The 19,360-nt window shown below is 56.8% G+C and carries 19 protein-coding genes; 8 read left to right on the plus strand and 11 right to left on the minus strand.

Annotation, left to right across the window (positions count from 1 at the left end):
* Positions 1 to 43 precede the first annotated feature (43 nt).
* The 4 genes from zapB to ROR01S_RS16195 all read left to right on the plus strand — a co-directional run bounded on the left by zapB (position 44) and on the right by ROR01S_RS16195 (position 3,699).
* Positions 44 to 289, plus strand: coding sequence for a septal ring assembly protein ZapB (gene zapB, locus ROR01S_RS16180; RefSeq protein WP_086815662.1), 246 nt, complete (start codon positions 44 to 46; stop codon positions 287 to 289).
* 160 nt (positions 290 to 449) lie between these two features.
* Positions 450 to 1,439 carry a sulfate ABC transporter substrate-binding protein gene (locus ROR01S_RS16185; RefSeq protein ID WP_004868989.1) on the plus strand — a complete coding sequence of 330 codons (990 nt, stop codon included), beginning with the start codon at positions 450 to 452 and terminating at the stop codon, positions 1,437 to 1,439.
* Positions 1,440 to 1,530: 91 nt separating this feature from the next.
* On the plus strand, positions 1,531 to 2,286 hold the full coding sequence (locus ROR01S_RS16190) for a CDP-diacylglycerol diphosphatase (protein WP_004868986.1): 756 nt from the start codon (positions 1,531 to 1,533) through the stop codon (positions 2,284 to 2,286).
* A 108-nt stretch (positions 2,287 to 2,394) separates the two neighbouring features.
* Entirely contained in the window at positions 2,395 to 3,699 is a 1,305-nt protein-coding gene (locus ROR01S_RS16195) for an SLC13 family permease (protein WP_004868985.1), read from the plus strand.
* Between the two features lie 106 nt (positions 3,700 to 3,805).
* Here the strand turns inward: ROR01S_RS16195 and tpiA are convergent, their stop codons facing one another.
* Together tpiA and ROR01S_RS16205 are read right to left on the minus strand one after the other, a co-directional pair.
* Positions 3,806 to 4,573, minus strand: coding sequence for a triose-phosphate isomerase (tpiA, locus tag ROR01S_RS16200; RefSeq protein WP_015585511.1), 768 nt, complete (start codon positions 4,571 to 4,573; stop codon positions 3,806 to 3,808).
* A gap of 110 nt (positions 4,574 to 4,683) precedes the next feature.
* The gene (locus ROR01S_RS16205; RefSeq protein WP_004868981.1) at positions 4,684 to 5,283 is read right to left on the minus strand and encodes a DUF1454 family protein; all 600 of its coding nucleotides are present in this window, start codon (positions 5,281 to 5,283) and stop codon (positions 4,684 to 4,686) included.
* A 112-nt stretch (positions 5,284 to 5,395) separates the two neighbouring features.
* Here ROR01S_RS16205 and ROR01S_RS16210 point away from each other — a divergent pair, with 112 nt between their 5' ends.
* The gene (locus tag ROR01S_RS16210) at positions 5,396 to 5,824 is read left to right on the plus strand and encodes a DUF805 domain-containing protein (RefSeq protein ID WP_004868978.1); all 429 of its coding nucleotides are present in this window, start codon (positions 5,396 to 5,398) and stop codon (positions 5,822 to 5,824) included.
* On the opposite strand, the gene fpr is transcribed toward ROR01S_RS16210, so the two are convergent.
* The 7 genes from fpr to gmk form a co-directional block, all read right to left on the minus strand.
* Positions 5,825 to 6,571 (minus strand): ferredoxin--NADP(+) reductase, encoded by a 747-nt coding sequence (gene fpr / locus ROR01S_RS16215; protein ID WP_004868977.1) that lies wholly within the window; start codon positions 6,569 to 6,571, stop codon positions 5,825 to 5,827.
* Between the two features lie 194 nt (positions 6,572 to 6,765).
* Positions 6,766 to 7,776, minus strand: a complete 1,011-nt coding sequence (gene glpX, locus ROR01S_RS16220) for a class II fructose-bisphosphatase (RefSeq protein ID WP_004868975.1) — start codon at positions 7,774 to 7,776, stop codon at positions 6,766 to 6,768.
* Between the two features lie 67 nt (positions 7,777 to 7,843).
* The gene (gene recG, locus ROR01S_RS16225; RefSeq protein ID WP_004868972.1) at positions 7,844 to 9,925 is read right to left on the minus strand and encodes an ATP-dependent DNA helicase RecG; all 2,082 of its coding nucleotides are present in this window, start codon (positions 9,923 to 9,925) and stop codon (positions 7,844 to 7,846) included.
* Positions 9,926 to 10,687 (minus strand): tRNA (guanosine(18)-2'-O)-methyltransferase TrmH, encoded by a 762-nt coding sequence (trmH, locus tag ROR01S_RS16230; RefSeq protein WP_004868970.1) that lies wholly within the window; start codon positions 10,685 to 10,687, stop codon positions 9,926 to 9,928.
* A gap of 172 nt (positions 10,688 to 10,859) precedes the next feature.
* Positions 10,860 to 12,980 (minus strand): bifunctional GTP diphosphokinase/guanosine-3',5'-bis pyrophosphate 3'-pyrophosphohydrolase, encoded by a 2,121-nt coding sequence (gene spoT, locus ROR01S_RS16235; RefSeq protein WP_004868967.1) that lies wholly within the window; start codon positions 12,978 to 12,980, stop codon positions 10,860 to 10,862.
* Between the two features lie 18 nt (positions 12,981 to 12,998).
* A complete protein-coding gene (rpoZ, locus tag ROR01S_RS16240; protein WP_004868966.1) occupies positions 12,999 to 13,274 on the minus strand; it encodes a DNA-directed RNA polymerase subunit omega in 276 nt (91 codons plus the stop codon).
* Between the two features lie 54 nt (positions 13,275 to 13,328).
* Entirely contained in the window at positions 13,329 to 13,952 is a 624-nt protein-coding gene (gene gmk / locus ROR01S_RS16245; protein WP_004868963.1) for a guanylate kinase, read from the minus strand.
* 256 nt (positions 13,953 to 14,208) lie between these two features.
* Between gmk and ligB the strand changes: the two genes are divergently transcribed.
* Positions 14,209 to 15,888: an NAD-dependent DNA ligase LigB gene (gene ligB, locus ROR01S_RS16250; protein WP_032718403.1), complete on the plus strand. Its 1,680-nt coding sequence runs from the start codon at positions 14,209 to 14,211 to the stop codon at positions 15,886 to 15,888.
* A 5-nt stretch (positions 15,889 to 15,893) separates the two neighbouring features.
* On the opposite strand, the gene ROR01S_RS16255 is transcribed toward ligB, so the two are convergent.
* A complete protein-coding gene (locus tag ROR01S_RS16255) occupies positions 15,894 to 16,511 on the minus strand; it encodes a trimeric intracellular cation channel family protein (protein WP_004868959.1) in 618 nt (205 codons plus the stop codon).
* Positions 16,512 to 16,718: 207 nt separating this feature from the next.
* Entirely contained in the window at positions 16,719 to 17,582 is an 864-nt protein-coding gene (locus ROR01S_RS16260; RefSeq protein WP_004868955.1) for a YicC/YloC family endoribonuclease, read from the minus strand.
* A 239-nt stretch (positions 17,583 to 17,821) separates the two neighbouring features.
* On the opposite strand from ROR01S_RS16260, the gene rph reads away from it, so the two are divergent.
* Both rph and pyrE read left to right on the plus strand, forming a co-directional pair.
* Entirely contained in the window at positions 17,822 to 18,538 is a 717-nt protein-coding gene (gene rph, locus ROR01S_RS16265) for a ribonuclease PH (protein ID WP_004868954.1), read from the plus strand.
* 174 nt (positions 18,539 to 18,712) lie between these two features.
* Positions 18,713 to 19,354 (plus strand): orotate phosphoribosyltransferase, encoded by a 642-nt coding sequence (pyrE, locus tag ROR01S_RS16270; protein ID WP_004868953.1) that lies wholly within the window; start codon positions 18,713 to 18,715, stop codon positions 19,352 to 19,354.
* Positions 19,355 to 19,360: the final 6 nt, after the last annotated feature.

The following is a 19,360-nucleotide window of genomic DNA, read 5'->3' on the forward strand; positions in this document are numbered from 1 at the left end:
ACGGGATAGTACTCTATCAACGCCTTGCAAGTTCAGGAGAGGTATGACGATGTCATTAGAAGTGTTTGAGAAATTAGAATCAAAAGTACAGCAGGCGATTGATACCATCACTCTGTTGCAGATGGAAATCGAAGAGCTGAAAGAGAAGAACAACACGCTGGCGCAGGAAGTTCAGGGCGCACAGCACGGTCGTGAAGAGCTGGAGCGTGAAAACGGTCAGCTGAGAGAACAGCTGCAGGGCTGGCAGGATCGTCTGCAGGCGCTGCTGGGTCGCATGGAAGAAGTGTAACCCTCTCGCCCTCACCCTCTCCTCTCCTGGAGAGGGTAAGCATTCCCCTCCGGTTTACATATACTCGCAAGTTATAGCCAATCTTTTTTTATTCTTTAATCATTGTTTCGCTTTCTGGCACGCTTAACTCATCACAACACGACATAAAGAGAGCGGTGCGATGAACAAGTGGGGCGTTGGGTTAACTCTGTTGCTGGCATCCGCCAGCGTTCTGGCCAAAGACATTCAGTTATTAAACGTATCTTATGATCCAACGCGCGAGCTGTACGAACAGTACAACAAGGCATTCAGCGCGCACTGGAAACAAGAAACCGGCGACAATGTGGTGATTCGTCAGTCGCATGGCGGCTCCGGCAAACAGGCGACGTCGGTGATCAACGGTATCGAAGCCGATGTCGTGACGCTGGCGCTGGCCTACGATGTTGATGCGATCGCGGAACGCGGCCGTATCGATAAAAACTGGCTGAAACGTCTGCCGGATAACTCCGCGCCGTATACCTCCACCATCGTGTTCCTTGTACGTAAAGGCAACCCAAAACAGATTCATGACTGGAACGACCTGATTAAACCGGGTGTGTCGGTGATTACGCCAAACCCGAAAAGCTCCGGCGGCGCACGCTGGAACTACCTGGCCGCCTGGGGCTATGCCCTGCACCAGAATCACGGCGACCAGGCAAAAGCCCAGGAGTTTGTGAAGGCGCTGTATAAAAACGTCGAAGTGCTGGACTCCGGCGCGCGCGGTTCGACCAATACCTTTGTTGAACGCGGGATCGGCGATGTGTTGATTGCGTGGGAGAACGAAGCGCTGCTGGCGGCGAACGAGCTGGGCAAAGATAAGTTTGAAATTGTGACTCCGAGCGAATCGATTCTTGCTGAACCGACCGTCTCCGTGGTTGATAAAGTGGTCGATAAAAAAGGCACCCGCCAGGTAGCTGAAGCTTACCTGAAGTATCTCTACTCGCCGGAAGGCCAGGAGATTGCGGCGAAGAACTTCTATCGCCCACGTGACCCGGCAGTCGCGAAGAAATATGCCGATGAGTTCCCGAAACTGAAGCTGTTCACCATCGACCAGGAGTTTGGTGGCTGGACGAAGGCACAGAAAGAGCACTTCTCAAACGGCGGTACTTTCGACCAAATCAGTCAGCGTTAATCGTTCCGAACGCCCGGTTAAATAACCGGGCGTTTTTATTTAGTCATCAAACTACGCTACTCTTCCGTTTCTGGCTGGACAGGAAAAGATGATGAGAAGAGTACGATACCTTTTATGGCTGCTGCTGGTGCTTGTACTGGCAGCGGCGGCCGGCGGCTGGTACTGGCTGCATTCCGGTAACCCTGACGCGCTGCGACAGATTGTTTTGCAGCAATGCGTTCCTAATCAACAGCAGCACCAAACTCCCTCGCCGTGTGCCGACGTCAATCTGCAGGGCGGCTACGTGCTGTTTAAAGATCGCAACGGGCCCTTGCAGTATCTGCTGATGCCGACCTATCGAATTAACGGCACCGAGAGCCCGCTGCTGCTCGACCCGTTAACGCCGAACTTCTTCTGGCAGGCATGGCAGGGGCGCGACATCATGAGCGAACGCCGCGGTTCAGCGGTACCGGATAACGCCGTGTCATTAGCCATTAACTCCCGCAGCGGACGCACGCAAAACCATTTCCATATTCATATCTCCTGCTTACGCGAAGATGTGCGCGCCCGGCTGGATAACGATGCCGCCGCTATCAGCAGCCGATGGCTGCCGCTTCCCGGTGGTTTGCTCGGCCATGAATATCTCGCGCGGCGAGTCACTGAGTCCGAGCTGGCGCAGCGTAGCCCGTTTCTGATGCTGGCGGAAGAGGTACCGGAGGCGCGTGAACATATGGGGCGCTTTGCGCTGGCGATGGCGAAGCAGAGCGATGGCTCGCTGGTGCTGCTGGCAACCGAGCGCAACCTGCTGACCCTGAATCGCGCCTCTGCTGAAGAGATCCAGGACCATCGCTGCTTGATTCTGAAATAACCTTTATTGCTGAGCCATGCAGGTTCCTGCATGGCTGGCTATTTTTTGATAGGTTTACCTGCCTCGCCCCCGATCGTATTCTTGCTGAAAAAACGACAGGAGACAGGCATGTCGCTCTGGTTTTCTCACCCTCTGTTTCTTCCCTCGCTGATTATCGCGATAACCATTGTGCTGTGGGCGACCTCGCTGTTGCCGGAGTTTATGACCGCGCTGCTGTTTTTCGCGGCGGCGATGATCGCCAAAATTGCGCCGCCGGAAGCGATCTTTGGCGGGTTTGCCTCGTCGGCATTCTGGCTGGTATTCAGCGGCTTCGTTCTCGGGATTGCGATTCGTAAAACCGGGCTGGCGGACAGAGCGGCACAGGCGCTATCGGCGCGACTGACGGACTCCTGGCCGTTGATGGTGGGTAGCGTCGTGCTACTCAGCTATGCGCTGGCCTTCGTGATGCCGTCGAATATGGGACGCATCGCGCTGCTGATGCCCATCGTGGCGGCGATGGCGAAACGGGCCGGTATCGCAGACGGTTCACGGGCCTGGTATGGCCTGGCGCTGGCGGTGGGTTTTGGGACCTTTCAGCTGTCGGCGACCATTCTGCCCGCCAACGTCCCGAACCTGGTGATGAGCGGCGCGGCCGAAGGTTCTTACGGGATCCACCTTAACTACCTGCCGTATCTGCTGCTGCACACGCCGGTGCTGGGCTGGCTAAAGGGGGGAGTATTAATTGCCCTGATCTGCTGGCTGTTTCCTGGCAAACCGCATCCGCCGCGCGAACTGATCCCGCTTCCGCCGATGAGTCGGGACGAGAAGCGCCTGGCCTGGCTGCTGGCCGTGGTGCTGGTGCTGTGGGTGAGCGAGAGCTGGCACGGTATCGGGCCCGCCTGGACGGGGCTGGCAGCGGCAGTCGTCACGCTGCTGCCGCGGGTTGGCTTTATCAGCGGCGAGGAGTTTTCCAGCGGGGTGAATATTCGTACCTGCATTTACGTCGCCGGGATCCTCGGACTGGCGATTACCGTGACCCAAACCGGCATCGGTGAGGTGGTCGGCAATGCGCTGCTGCACGTGATGCCGCTCGACAAAGAGAGTCCGTTCACCAGCTTCCTGGCGTTAACCGGCATGACCAGCGCCCTGAACTTTATTATGACCGCCAACGGCGTACCCGCGCTATACACCACGTTTGCCCAGAGCTTTTCCGATGCCACCGGTTTCCCGCTGCTCAGCGTGATTATGATTCAGGTATTGGGCTATTCCACGCCGCTGCTGCCGTATCAGGCGTCGCCGATTGTCGTGGCGATGGGGCTAGGGAAAGTGCCGGCACGGGCGGGAATGCTGCTGTGTATCGCCCTGGCGGCGGTGAGCTATTTGATTCTGCTGCCGCTGGACTATCTGTGGTATCAAGCGTTGGGGAAATTGTAGCGGCATAAAAAAGCCCGGATGCGGCGCCTGCGCGCGTTGTCCGGGCTCCTCGTATTGCGTTATTCCTTCGCCCCGGTAAGCGGTACGCCGCCGGGCTTAGCGCAGGTTACGCTTTTTTCGCTGCTTCAGCAGCTTTCACGATCACCGCGAAAGCGTCTGCTTTCAGGGAGGCGCCGCCAACCAGCGCGCCATCGATGTCCGGCTGGGTGAACAGTTCTGCTGCGTTAGATGCGTTAACGGAACCGCCGTACTGGATGATGACCTGCTCAGCCACTTTCGCGTCTGCTTTCGCAATGTGATCGCGAATGAATTTATGCACCGCCTGAGCCTGTGCCGGAGTCGCTGATTTGCCGGTGCCGATTGCCCAGACCGGTTCGTAAGCGATAACCACGCCTTCGAATGCCGCAGCGCCCTGAGTTTTCAGAACGGCGTCAATCTGACGTGCGCACACTTCTTCCGTTTTGCCCGCTTCGTTTTCTGCTTCAGTTTCGCCGATGCACAGAACCGGAATCAGACCCTGTTCTTTCAGAACCGCGAATTTCTTAGCGATGAACTCGTCAGACTCGTTGTGGTAAGTACGACGCTCAGAGTGACCGATGATGATGTATTCAGCACCGACATCTTTCAGCATTTGAGCAGAGGTTTCACCGGTGAATGCGCCGGACAGGTTCAGGTCAACGTTCTGCGCGCCCAGGTGAATGTGGCTACCTTCTGCCGCATGCTTAGCCAGATCGATGTACATTTCTGGCGGAGCGATTGCAACGGCACAGCCAGAAACGCCAGCCAGTTCGGTACGCAGGTTAGCAACCAGTTCGTTTACCATATGGCGGCTGCCGTTCAGTTTCCAGTTACCCATCACTAAAGGATGTCGCATTTTAATTCTCCACGCTACGTTAAGCGAATTAAGGAATATAGCCACCCGTCAGGGCAGCATGGTCTGTCAAACAGTATAGAGATTCATCGTTGGAAAGGCTTTGCTTTTTGTCATTTATTATTGCTCTCCAGCGTTTCAGATAGCGCCAGCTTAATCGGTTCAACAGCGAAGGTCAGCCCTTTTTCACCGTTGTCTGCGACAACATAACGTATCGCGCCTTCCGTTTCAGAGAAGTAACGTTTTCCCTTGCCGGCGGCGAGCATTTTCTGCAGTTTTTGCTGGCTCTGAGCCACGCTTAAGGTGGGCGCGAACATGCGTAACACGGCGCTCATATACTCCTGCGCTTTGGCCTTCGCCGCTTTCTGCTCGGGCCCCTGAATAGGGAGCCAGGTCACCTGCATCGATTTTATTTTCAGGGTGCCGCGCTCCAGCGCCGTGGAGGCGTAAAGATTTTCATTAATTTTGCTCGCCGCACGCGTCAGATTTTCTCTGTCGCGGCTGGAGGCAATGGCGCGAAATTCATTCAGCTGAAGCTTCGGATTCGCCGCGTTGAATTTTTCCCGAAAGTCGCTGATAGACATATCAAAGGTAGGGGCGCCCGCCAGCAGATAAGGGGCCGTGGCGGAGGATTCGGGCACCGCGGACAACGCCTTCGGGCCGACGGATAAGGCCGTCAGCCCAATAAAACATACAGTCATCCACGTCTTCATGCCGGTCTTTCCTTTTTTTGCCTGCAGACGATTAAAACGGGAACCGTCGCGCTTGTCAAAAAGTGACGGCTTCAGGGTAAACTACGCGAATGATGATGATAAGGAATAAAACATGACCCTACAGCAGTGGATGTTCTCAATTAAGGGGCGTATCGGGCGCCGTGACTTCTGGATCTGGATGGCCATCTGGGTTCTTGCCATGAGCGTGCTCTTTACCCTGGCCGGCACCAATTTGCTCAATGTGCAGACCGCTGCGTTTATCCTGGTGTGCCTGCTGTGGCCGACGGCGGCGGTGACGATCAAACGCCTGCACGATCGCGGTAAATCGGGGATCTGGGCGCTGCTGATGATTCTGGCGTGGATGCTGCTGGCGGGGAACTGGTCGGTGCTGCCTGGCGTCTGGCAATGGGTTGTCGGGCGGTTTGTGCCGACGCTGATTATCGTCATGATGTTCATCGACCTGGGCGCGTTTGTCGGTACCCAGGGCGAGAATAAATTTGGTAAAGATACGCAGGATGTTCGCTGGAAGGCGGAGCCCTGATTACCAGTATTGCTCGGCGGTCATGTGGCCCGGCCGGCGGCGTAAATGTTTCGTCATCTGTCGGGTTTCTTTCAACAGCTGCTGGGTATCACGCACCATCTGCGGGTTTCCACACAGCATCACGTGGCTATTATCGGCGTTCATCGGCAGGCCAACGGCCTCTTCCAGGGCGCCGGTGTCGATAAGAAACGGAATCCGTCCGGTCAGCGAACCGGCGGCGGTTTCACGGCTCACGACGGTCTGAATCCGCAGCTTGCCGCCATAGCGCTGTGCTAATTCGCGCATCAGCGGCAGGTAGCTTAAATCGGCCTCATAGCGCACGGCGTGGACCAGCACCAGATTTTTGAAGCGCTCAAGGTCTTTACCTTCCTGCAGAATTGACAGATACGGGCCGAGCGCGGTGCCGGTCGCCAGCATCCATAAGGTCTCGCAGTCAGGCACCTCTTCCAGAACGAAGAATCCCGCGGCCTCGCTGACCAGCTGAACGTCATCGCCCGGTTTGAGCGCCGCAAGGCGTGGGCTGAGCTTACCGTCCGGGACGGTGACCAGATAGAACTCCAGATCGGGATTGCCCGGTGCGTTAACGTAGGAATAGGCGCGCTGAACGCGCTCCCCGTCAATTTCCAGCCCGAGCTTGGTAAATTGCCCGGCGGTAAACGGGTGAACCGGCGCGTGGACGTACAAACTGAACAGCGTATCGGTCCAGAACTCTATTTTTTTTACTTTACCGTTAACCCAGTCCGCCATCATCTTCTCCCGTTGCGCAAAGCGTTGCCTTATCTTCGTTGCACGCGGCAAAGATTTCCAGCCTGACGGCGCCGAAAAGCTCTATTGATCAAATATTCTCGTCATACTTCAATTGCCTGTGCGTTGGCGGCAGCCGTTTTCGGCCCGTCCCTGGGCCTGGCGCCAGCGTGCAATCCATACGCGCGATCGGAGGCTTACAGAATATGCAGCTGAATATCCGGGTCTTTACGGTCGAGATAATGAATGGACTGAATGCGGCGAATCGTACGGGATTTACCGCGGATCAGCAGCGTTTCGGTGGTGGCCATATTGCCCTTACGGGTAATGCCATCCAGCAGATCGCCTTTGGTGATCCCGGTTGCGGAGAACACCACATTATCGCTGCGGGCCATTTCGTCCAGGCGCAGCACTTTGCCTGCTTCGATGCCCATCTCTTTGCAGCGCGCCAGTTCGTTCTCGCCGATACGACGGTTTTCTGCGGTATCGCCTTTTACATCGTGACGAGCCAGCAGGCGACCCTGCATGTCGCCGTCCAGAGCGCGGATCACTGCGGCAGAAACTACCCCTTCCGGCGCGCCGCCGATGCCGTACAGGACGTCTACTTCGCTGTCCGGCATGCAGGTCAGAATCGACGCCGCTACGTCGCCATCCGGAATGGCGAAGACGCGAACGCCCGACTGCTGGAGTTCGGCAATCACCGCGTCGTGACGCGGTTTGGCCAGAATGGTGACGGTCAGCTCGGCCAGCGGTTTATTCAGCGCCGCGGCGACATTACGCAGGTTCTCCGCCAGCGGCAGATTGAGGTCAATCGCCCCTTTTGCCCCTGGGCCGACAATCAGTTTTTCCATGTACATATCCGGCGCGTTCAGGAAGCAGCCTTTATCGCCGACCGCCATCACCGCCAGCGCATTGGCCTGGCCCATGGCCGTCATGCGCGTCCCTTCGATAGGGTCAACGGCGATATCCACCGCATCGCCGTTGCCGGTGCCGACCTTCTCACCGATATACAGCATCGGCGCTTCATCGATTTCACCTTCGCCAATGACGATGGTACCGTCGATATTAATCAGGTTGAGCATAATGCGCATGGCATTGACGGCGGCGCCGTCGGCGGTATTTTTATCGCCGCGGCCCAGCCATTTATAGCCCGCCAGCGCGGCAGCCTCGGTGACACGCGAAAATTCGATGGCCAGTTCTCGTTTCATAATCCACTCGTTGTGAAGATAAATTGCGCGAAGCGTCCTGGTCTGGCCCTGCGGGACAGAGTCGACGCTAGGCGTTGGAATAGCGTTCGGTTTCCGGCATCCAGCGTTCAATAAGCGCCTGGGCCTGCTGAGAATAACGTTCGTGAATATGGCGAGCAATGCGCTGAACGTCAGGGATCATGGCCTGATCGCGCAGCAGATCGGCGACTTTAAACTCGGCGGTGCCGGTTTGTCGGGTGCCGAGCAGCTCGCCGGGGCCGCGGATTTCCAGGTCTTTCTGGGCAATAACGAAACCGTCGTTGCTGTCGCGCAGAACCTGCAGGCGTTTCTGCGCCGTTTTTGACAGCGGTGATTTATAGAGTAGCACGCAGTGGGAGGCGACCGCGCCGCGCCCGACGCGTCCTCTGAGCTGATGCAGCTGCGCCAGCCCCAGACGTTCCGGGTTTTCGATAATCATCAGGCTGGCATTCGGTACGTCGACCCCAACCTCAATAACCGTGGTTGCGATCAGCAGGTGCAGTTCGCCCTGCTTGAAGGCCTGCATAACCGCCTGTTTATCTGCCGGTTTCATCCGGCCATGTACGAGGCCGATATTCAGCTCCGGCAGCGCGAGCTTAAGCTCTTCCCATGTCGCCTCTGCCGCCTGCGCTTCCAGCAGATCGGACTCTTCAATCAGGGTGCAGACCCAGTAGGCCTGACGCCCTTCCTGAGTACAGGCGTTGCGAACCCTATCAATAATATCGTGGCGACGAGTATCGGGGATGGCGACCGTGGTGACCGGCGTCCGGCCCGGCGGCAGTTCGTCGATAACCGAGGTATCAAGATCGGCATAAGCCGTCATCGCCAGGGTTCGTGGAATCGGGGTAGCGGTCATGATCAGCTGATGGGGATGGAAGCCCTGCTGCTGGCCTTTTTCCCACAGCGCCAGACGCTGGTGAACGCCGAAGCGGTGCTGCTCATCAATAATGACCAGCGCCAGACCGTTGAACTGCACCTGTTCCTGAAAAATGGCGTGAGTGCCGACGATCATCTGTACCTGGCCGCTGGCGATGGCCTCCTGCTGCGCCTGGCGGGCTTTCCCTTTCTGTTTGCCGGCCAGCCAGCCTACTTCGATGCCCAGAGGCGCGAACCACTGGCGGAAGTTATTGGCGTGTTGTTCCGCCAGCAGTTCGGTCGGCGCCATCAGCGCTACCTGTTTGCCGTGAGCGATCGCCCGCAGCGCTGCGAGGGCGGCAACCAGCGTTTTACCGGAGCCGACGTCGCCCTGTACCAGACGCATCATCGGCACATCAAGCGCCATATCGCGTTCAATTTCGGCGGTGACTCGCTGTTGTGCGCCGGTTGGCTTAAAGGGCAGGGAGGCCAGCAGCTGGTTTTTGAATGTGTCGTTCGCACCGAGTGCCAGGGCATGATAACGCTGGGCGCCGGCGCGTAGCGCCAGCATGCTCAGGTTATGCGCCAGCAGTTCTTCCAGAATTAAGCGCTGTTGCGCCGGATGCTTACCGCTTTCCAGGTCACTGAGCTGCAGCGACGGCGGCGGACGGTGTAATGTGCGTAGCGCCTCCGGCAGGCTCATCATTCCCTGCGCCAGTTCGGGCGGCAACAGCTCGGCGATGGCACAGGTATCCAGTAATTCCAGCGCCTGATCGGTGAGCTTGCGCAACGTCGCCTGCTTGATGCCTTCGGTGGTGGGATAAACCGGCGTCAGCGTTTCCTGGAGATCGGGGGTGCTCATGTCACCCTGCACGCGGTATTCCGGGTGAATCATCTCCGCCCCGTATTTCCCCCGTTTGGCTTCTCCATAGGCCAGCACGCGCCGGCCGGTCGCCAGGCTGTTTTTCATGGCGGCGTTGAAGTTGAAAAAGCGCATGGTGAGAATACCGGAACCGTCGCTGATCTGGCAGGTCATCATTCGGCGGCCGCCGAAGGTGATGTTGCTGCTGAGAACTTCACCTTCAACGGTGGCGTAAACGCCCGGTAGCAGCTCGCCTATCTGATAAAGATGGGTGCGGTCTTCATAGCGTAGCGGCAGGTGCAGAAGGAGATCCTGCACGGTATGCAGGCCGATTTTCGCCAGTTTGTTGCTTTGCGCCGCTCCAACGCCGGTGAGCGAATTGAGCGGGACGGCATCTAACAGGCGACCGGCCATTTACCCTTCATCCTTCAGACTGCATCTTGTCTGGCCTGCTTTGGCACGATTGTCGCGCCTGCTACCGTGAGCGGTACCGGAAGCCTGCATGGTTGCCCACCACGCGTCATCGGCTTCGACTTCGCCCTGCGCATTCACGTAGGGGTAAGGCAGACCTTTTTGTTTTGCCACTCTGGCCAGTACCGGATACCCGCCTTCAAATAGCAGGCGCTGCTGTTCTTCTTCCGGCAGCATGCTGTTCTCACGCTTATACATCCCCGCATTTTGCCGCTGGCGCTGGGCTTCATACAGAATCAGAGCCGAGGCGACGGAGACATTCAGCGACTGCACCATGCCAGTCATCGGAATGATGATGTCCCGATCGGCCAGCGCCAGAGCTTGCCGGGTAATGCCGGTTTTTTCCTGCCCCATCAGGATGCAGGTAGGACGGGTATAGTCGATTTCACGGAAATCGACGGCTTTGTCAGAGAGGTGAGTGGCCAGGATCTGCATGCCCTGGCCCTTTAAATGGCTGACGGCATCGTCAATTGAGCGGTGGGTTTTAACCTGCACCCAGCTATTGCTGCCGGCGGCGGCTGAGGCCATCGTGCGCATGCGGCTGCTGGGCCAGATGGCGTGGACTTCATGTACGCCAACGGCGTCTGCGGTACGAATCACCGCAGAGACGTTATGAGGTTTATGGACCTGCTCCATGCAGACCGTCAGGTCAGGCTGGCGCCTGGCGAGCATCTCGCAGATACGCGCATAACGCTGTGGATTCATAAACACTTCATCCTTCAAATTGCCTCGGCGTTAGCCGTACTCATTACCCCCGGTTACGTACTCCTGTACGGGTCGGGTAATTCATTCGCTCGCCGCGCGATCCGGCTGACCGCCCGCCCCTTCGGGGCCGGTGCCCGTGCGGTGCAAAACGCGAATGATTTTGTGCGCAAGGCTAGTTTCGGTTACGGGTGACTTTTATTACATCCGGCATAACGCGAATTTTGCGCATAATATTCGCCAGATGTACGCGATCGCGCGCCGTCAGGCGGATAAACGCGCTGTACACGCGACCATCTTTTTCTTCGGTATTCAGACTCTGAATATTAGAAGAGGCGGTATTAATGGCCGCGGTGAGGTTCGCCAGTGCACCCTGGTGGTTAAACATATCCACCTTAATTTCGGTGATAAATTCCTGCGCGGTCTCTTTATCCCACTCGACGGCCATAAACTTCTCTGGCTCTTTCTGATAGCCACGAATGTTACGGCAGGACTCATGGTGAATGACCAGGCCTTTGCCAGGGCTGACATGGGCGATAATCGGGTCGCCGGGAATCGGACGGCAGCACTTCGCAAAGGTAATCAGAACGCCGTCAGCGCCTTTAATCGGCAGATGACCATGGCCTGAAGAGGCGCCTTGCGCCGGTGCGGTGACGGTTTCGCCCTGTTGCAGGTTTTTGGCTACCACCACGCTCATTGCGTTGCCGAGGCCAATTTCCGCCAGCAGATCGTCAAGGCTGGCCAGCTTCATGCGTTCCAGCTCACGCTGAATGCTCTCCTGCGGGATTTCAGCCAGTTTACGGCTGCCGCCGAGGGCGTGGTTGAGCAGACGGCGACCCAGGCTGACGGAGTCATCGCGCTTAAGGTTTTTCAACAGCTGGCGAATTTTGGCGCGCGCTTTTGAGCTGACGACAAAGTTCAGCCACGCGGCATTCGGACGTGCGCCCGGTGCGGTGATGATTTCCACCGTCTGGCCGCTGGAAAGCGACTGGGACAATGGATACGGCTGGCGGTCGACGCGTGCGCCAACGCAGGCATGGCCGATATCGGTATGTACCGCGTAGGCGAAGTCCACCGGCGTGGCGCCAGCGGGGAGTTCGACAATGCGCCCTTCCGGGGTGAAAACGTAAATCTCATCCGGGAACAGATCGGATTTGACGCTCTCGATAAATTCAAACGAGCTGCCTGCGCTTTGCTGCAGCTCCAGCAGGCTCTGCATCCAGCGCTGGGCGCGGATTTGTGCGGTGGTGCTGCTTTCGCCGCCGTGCTCTTTATAGGCCCAGTGCGCCGCAACCCCCATTTCTGCCATCTGGTCCATGTCTTCGGTACGAATTTGTACTTCAACCGGGACGCCGTGAGGGCCGATCATCGAGGTGTGCAAAGATTGATAGCCGTTCGCCTTGGGAATGGCGATGTAATCTTTCATCCTGCCAGGACGAGGCTTGTAAAGGCTATGCATCTGGCCAAGCACGCGGTAGCAGGTGTCAGCATCATGCACAATCACGCGGAAGGCGTAGATATCCATAATCGAGTGAAAACGCTGCTCTTTCAGCACCATTTTGCAGTAGATGGAGTACAGATGCTTCTCGCGACCGCTGACGCGACAGGGGATTCCCGCTTCCTGTAAACGCCCTTCGATTTCAGAGAGGATCTTTTGAATCATCTCTTTACGGTTGCCGCGCGCTGCTTTGACGACTTCTTTGATGACGCGATAGCGGTTGGGATACAGCGCTTCAAAGCCCAGCTCTTCGAGCTCGGTTTTGATGTGGTGGATACCTAAACGGTGGGCCAGCGGGCTGTAGATCTCCAGCGTTTCGCGGGCAATGCGGCGGCGTTTATCCGGGCGGAGTGAGCCCAGGGTGCGCATGTTGTGCGTGCGGTCGGCAAGTTTGATCAGGATGACGCGGATATCCTGCACCATCGCCATAATCATTTTGCGAAAGTTTTCGGCCTGCGCCTCTTTCTTATCGCGGAACTTGAGTTTATCAAGTTTCGATACCCCCTCTACCAGCTCAGCAACGCTTTTGCCAAAGAGCTGCTCCATATCCTGGTAGGTGGCAGGGGTATCTTCAATCACGTCATGCAGTAGCGCAGCCATCAGCGTTTCATGGTCGAGTTTCATCTCGGCCAGAATGCAGGCTACCGCTACCGGGTGCGTGATATAAGGTTCACCGCTTGAACGTGTCTGGCCCTCGTGAGCGTCACGTGCAACGAGATATGCCTGCCGAAGACGCTTGATTTGCTCTTCCGGCAGGTAATTTTGAATCAGCTGATTCAGGCTTTCAAACAGATACAAGGGCTACCCACTGCGTGATTAACGACGGCCTTCGGCAATAGCGGTAACGGCTTGTAATTCAGCGGCTTCCTGCTCTTGCTGCTCTTGACGATCGCGGACGTCGAGGATCTGATTGTTGATCAGACCTTCTTCGATTTCGCGCAGTGCAATAACGGTAGTTTTATCGTTTTCTTCCGGTACCAGCGGATCTTTTCCGCCAACCTGCATCTGACGAGCGCGACGCGCGGCGACCAGTACCAGGTCAAAACGGTTACCAATTTTCTCTACAGCGTCCTGAACAGTTACGCGTGCCATACTTAAAATGCTCCACAGATGAAGAAATGACTGGGCATGATACTGAATGTGGGTTCAGTCTGCCAACAGTTTGGTGATTAAAGCGCCATGTCGCTGCTTTTGGCGGCTCATGCGCAGACGTTCGGCGCGAATAATGTTTTTCAGATCGCTCAGGGCGGTATCAAAATCATCATTCACAATAAGGTAATCATATTCCGCGTAATGACTCATTTCTGCAACAGCCTGAGCCATACGTTTTGCGATCACCTCTTCGCTGTCCTGGCCGCGGCCACGCAGGCGACGGTCAAGCTCATCTTTTGACGGCGGCAGAATAAAGATGCTGCGCGCGCCAGCCATTTTTTGACGGATTTGCTGAGCGCCCTGCCAGTCGATATCCAGGAAGACGTCGACGCCGGTTGCCAGTACCTGCTCGATGGTTTCGCGCGAGGTGCCGTAATAGTTGCCAAAAACTTCCGCGTGCTCAAGAAATGCGTCTCTGCTAATCATCGCCCTGAAATCGTCGTGATTAACGAAGAAATAGTGTTCGCCGTGCACTTCACCCGGACGCGGCGCGCGCGTGGTATGTGAAACAGAGACCTGGGTGTCGTACAGCGGTTGGGTTTTCAATAAAGCCTGAATCAGGCTGGATTTACCCGCGCCACTTGGGGCGGAAACAATATAAAGCGTGCCTTGAGCCATGAGAGTCTTTTGTATGTGATTGTCGAAAGAGATACTACATACGAGCCTATTATACACGGCGCCGCACCGTGACGCAGTCCCTGTCACACTTTTTGCTTCTGTTTCTTTCATTTTGCCAGCCGTTTCCCTGATTTCGCCGTGTATTGCGCAGCAGGCAAACAAAGTCTGGATGTCCGATCGCAGCGTGATAAATCCCTCGTCGCCGAATAAAACCGCTCTCCTGCAGAATGTTTGCGGGTAAACAGGAGGTGGAGTCATGCATAAATGGATCTGGATGATTGGCGCGTGGGCGGTGGCTGGATACGGACAGGCTACCTGTCCTGAATGGCCGCCGGCACAGGCCCGGCAGGAGGTACATCGTCTCAATCAACAGGTGACGGCCTGGAACAATGCGTACTGGCGACAGGGGAGCAGTGGGGTCAGTGATGAAGTATACGACCAGCTTTCGGCGCGACTTATGCAGTGGCGGCGCTGTTTTTCGCTGCTATCGCCTGCGGATAACGATGATGTGCCGCCCGCTACCGGAGAGGTCAGGCATCCGGTTGCCCATACCGGCGTGCGTAAACTGGCCGATAAATCGGATGTTGCGCGGTGGATGCGCGATAAAACGGATCTCTGGGTGCAGCCGAAAGTGGACGGTGTCGCCGTGACGCTAGTGTATCGCCACGGGCGGCTGGCACAGGCCATTAGCCGTGGCGATGGTCGAGCCGGGGAGGATTGGACCGCCAGGGTGAGGCTGATTCCGGCCGTGCCGAAGATGACGGAGGGCGAGCTGGCGAACAGCGTGCTGCAGGGAGAGATTTTCCTGCAGCGCGACGGGCATGTGCAGAAGCAAATGGGGGGAATGAATGCCCGGGCGAAAGTGGCCGGTACTCTGATGCGCCTCGATACCCCGGCGCAGCTTGCGGAACTGGGGATCTTTATCTGGGCATGGCCAGATGGCCCTCAGGACATGCGCCAGCGTCTGGCTCTGTTGCGCAAGAGTGGATTTCTCCACAGCGCCTCTTTTACGCAGCCCGTTACTGATGCGCGGCAGGTGGCACGGTGGCGAGAGCGCTGGTTAACCTCGCCTCTGCCTTTTACTACCGACGGCGTGGTCGTGCGCCGCGGCCACGAACCCGGCGGGCGATTGTGGTCGCCAGGACAGGGTGAGTGGGTCGTTGCGTGGAAATATCCGCCGGCATCGCGGTTAATGGAAGTGCGCGGCATTCGCTTTCGGGTCGGGCGCAGCGGCAAAATTTCCGTCGTCGCTCTGCTGGAGCCGCAGCGCCTTGACGACAAACGGGTTAAGCAAGTCAGTATTGGCTCGCTTTCTCGCTGGAAGCGCCTGGATATTGGCCTCGGCGATCAGCTGCAAATCAGTCTGGCGGGCCAGGGCATTCCGCGCCTCGACAGCGTAGTATGGCGATCGGCGCAGCGTACGAAACCGCAGCCTCCCCCGGAACGGTTTACCCCGTTGACCTGCTATTTCACCACGCCGGGGTGTGATGCGCAGTTTCTCTCAAGGCTTATCTGGTTATCGTCAAAACCGGTTCTGAATCTTGATGGCGTGGGTGAATCAGTATGGCGCACGGTGCAACATGCGCGCCCGCTGGCGCATCTGTTCTCGTGGCTGGCATTGACGCCAGCGCAGCTGCAGGGGATTCCGGGGATAACCTCCGGGCGCGGGCAGCGGCTTTGGCACCAGTTTAACCTGGCGCGCGAGCAGCCCTTTCTGCGCTGGGTCCAGGCGATTGGCGTACCGATTCCCCGGGCGGCGCTTGCCGGTCTGGCGAGGGAAAACTGGCAGCAGCTACGAGAACGTTCTGAAGAACAGTGGCAGCGTCTGCCGGGCATGGGGGCAGGGAGAGCGAGGCAGCTGGTTGCCTTTCTCCAGCACCCGGATGTTGCCGCGCTGGCGCAGTGGCTCAGCGGGCAACATATACCCGGGTTTTGAGAGGATCAGTGGGCGTTATGGTTGTAGTGGAAGACGGGCAGCCCCAGCTTCCAGCGCAGCGCCAGCATGCGAGCGGTGAAGCCAAACAGCAAGGTGGAGATCACCACCACGTCGTGGCTGCTGACGTAATGCTGCAGGGCAATATAGAGAATTGCGGCCGCAAACGAGATGCCGGCATACAGCTCCTTCTGGAAAACCAGCGGAATGCGCTTGCAGAACATGTCCCGCAGTACGCCGCCAAATACGCCGGTAATCACGGCGGCGATAGAGGCGATCACCGGTCCTTCTCCCATATCCAGCGCGATTTGCGCGCCGATAATTGAGAACACCACCAGCCCCAGGGCATCCAGAACCAGAAACAGACGGCGTAGATGGGGCATGACCGGCGCAGCAATAGTCGTTAACACTGCCGCGACGGCGACGATAATGACGTATTCCGGATGTTTTACCCACCCCAGCGGGTAGTGGCCCAGCAGAATATCCCGGACTGAGCCGCCGCCCAGCGCGGTGGCGGTAGCAATGATGATGACTCCAAAAGTGTCCATCCGGCGGCGACCGGCCGCCAGAGCGCCGGTCATCGCTTCCGCAGTAATACCGATTAAATACAGAATATGAAGCAGCATAAATCCCCCACAATGATGTCGGGCAGATTAGCGATTTGTGCGTAAGATCACGATTGAGATTTTCTAAGGTGAATCACTTTCCCCAGGAAAAACTAATGTGAGAGGTGTTTTATGAGCAGTGGTGCAGGGAGGTATTGATCGACGGATGATAAAAACAGATAAGTAAAAGTAATGCTGGCTCACAACAAGAGGAGCCAGCAAAAGAGATTACTCGATGTTCTGGATCTGCTCGCGCATTTGCTCGATCAGGACTTTCAGTTCGATGGCGGAATTGGTCACTTCGGCATTAATGGATTTCGATGCCAGCGTGTTCGACTCGCGGTTAAATTCCTGCATCATAAAGTCAAGACGGCGGCCAACGGCTTCTTTCTTCTTCAGGATGTTCCAGGTCTCTTTTACGTGCGCTTCCAGACGATCCAGCTCTTCGGCGACGTCGATACGCTGCGCCATCAGCACCAGCTCTTGTTCGAGACGGTTGTTTTCCAGCTGCACTTCCGCATCTTCCAGTCGGGAAACCAGGCGCTCGCGCTGCCACTGTAAGATTTCCGGCATATGGGCGCGCACTTTGGCGACTTCGGCGGTGACGCCTTCCAGACGCTGCTCAATAAGCGCTTTCAGCGCCTGACCTTCGGTCTCGCGGGCAACGATAAAATCATCCAGCGCACCGTTCAGGGCCGACAGAATATCGGCGGCAATCGCATCGAGATCCTGTTCCTGAGCAGCCATTACGCCAGGCCAGCGCAGAATATCAACCGGGTTGATTTCGCCTTCGTCGCTCTGCATCTTGACCCAGTTGGCGGCATTGACCAGCTGTTTTGCAAGGCTTTCGTTCAGAATCAGCTCGCCCTGGGCGCTGGGATCCTGATCAAAACGTAAGGTACATTCAACTTTGCCACGGGTCAGGCGAGAACGGATGCGCTCGCGCACGACAGGCTCCAGGCTACGGAACTGCTCCGGCAGACGGAAATAAGTTTCCAGATATCGTTGGTTTACCGAGCGCAGTTCCCATGCGGCGCTGCCCCATTCACCCTTGATTTCACGCCGGGCATAGGCGGTCATACTGCGGATCATAGACGTTCCTGTTTTTAAAGGAGAGTGAGGTGGATTATAGCTTTCAGGGCCTTATCAGGATAGGAATAAGCGAGCATTATCCGTATATACACGTTATCCTTCTGGCAGCCCCTCTGTTGGCGGCATCGCTCAGCCCTGAGCGCCAGTTATCTACGCCGTCAGAGGCGCGTCACCTCATGCATCCCGCATGATTTTGTGTATAATGCGCGCCACATTCGTTTCAAGCCGGAGAGATCATTATGCGTCCAGCAGGTCGTAGCGCTAATCAGGTGCGTCCCGTCACCCTGACCCGTAACTATACAATACACGCAGAAGGCTCCGTGCTGGTCGAATTTGGTGACACTAAAGTGTTGTGCACCGCATCGATCGATGAAGGCGTGCCGCGCTTCCTGAAAGGCCAGGGCCAGGGTTGGATCACGGCAGAATATGGCATGCTGCCGCGTGCAACGCATACCCGTAACGCGCGTGAAGCCGCGAAAGGGAAACAGGGCGGCCGTACTATGGAAATCCAGCGTCTGATTGCCCGTGCGCTGCGTGCGGCGGTCGATCTGAAAGCGTTGGGCGAATTCACCATTACTCTCGATTGTGATGTTTTGCAGGCTGACGGTGGCACCCGTACCGCATCCATTACCGGCGCCTGCGTGGCGCTGGCCGATGCGCTGAATAAGCTGGTGGCGGCCGGCAAGCTGAAAAGCAATCCAATGAAAGGGATGGTCGCCGCGGTTTCCGTTGGTATCGTCAATGGCGAAGCGCTGTGCGATCTGGAATATGTCGAGGATTCAGCGGCGGAAACCGATATGAACGTGGTGATGACCGAAGATGGTCGCATCATTGAGGTACAGGGCACCGCGGAAGGCGAGCCGTTTACCCACGAAGAGCTACTCACCTTGCTGGCGCTGGCCCGCGGGGGTATCGAATCCATTGTCGCGACGCAGAAAGCGGCATTAGAAAATTAATTTTAAGGGCGGCTGATGAGTCGCCCTTTTTTTACGTTTTATTCTTCATGCGGCCTTTCTCGGCTGCCGCACGCGACCGGCTCACAGCGTTATCGACGTATCTGTGCCGCCTGATGACGCGTGAAGAATTTGGCGTAAACCTAAATGATGAAAAGTAAGATAAGGAGCGAATCCATGAAACCGTATCAGCGCCAGTTTATTGAGTTTGCGCTTAACAAGCAGGTACTTAAGTTTGGCGAATTTACGCTGAAATCCGGGCGTAAGAGCCCCTATTTCTTCAACGCCGGCCTGTTTAATACCGGGCGCGATCTGGCACTGTTAGGCCGTTTCTACGCCGAAGCGCTGGTCGATTCCGGAATTGATTTCGATCTGCTGTTTGGGCCGGCTTATAAAGGGATTCCTATCGCGACGACTACCGCGGTTGCGCTGGCGGAGCACCATGACCTGGATTTGCCTTACTGCTTTAACCGCAAAGAAGCAAAAACCCACGGTGAGGGGGGCAATCTGGTCGGCAGCCCGCTGCAGGGGCGCGTCATGCTGGTTGATGATGTCATTACCGCAGGTACCGCGATTCGCGAGTCGATGGAAATTATCCAGGCGCACGGCGCGGAACTGGCCGGCGTGCTGATCTCTCTGGACCGTCAGGAGCGCGGTCGCGGCGAAATCTCGGCGATTCAGGAGGTCGAGCGTGACTACGGCTGCAAAGTGATTTCTATCGTGACGCTGAAAGACCTGATTGCCTATCTGGAAGAGAAGCCGGAGATGGCTGAGCATCTGGCGACGGTACGTGCTTACCGCGAAGAGTTTGGTGTATAAGTCGAA

Origin of the sequence: Klebsiella ornithinolytica NBRC 105727 = ATCC 31898, assembly GCF_001598295.1 — a bacterium.
Lineage (GTDB): Bacteria > Pseudomonadota > Gammaproteobacteria > Enterobacterales > Enterobacteriaceae > Klebsiella > Klebsiella ornithinolytica.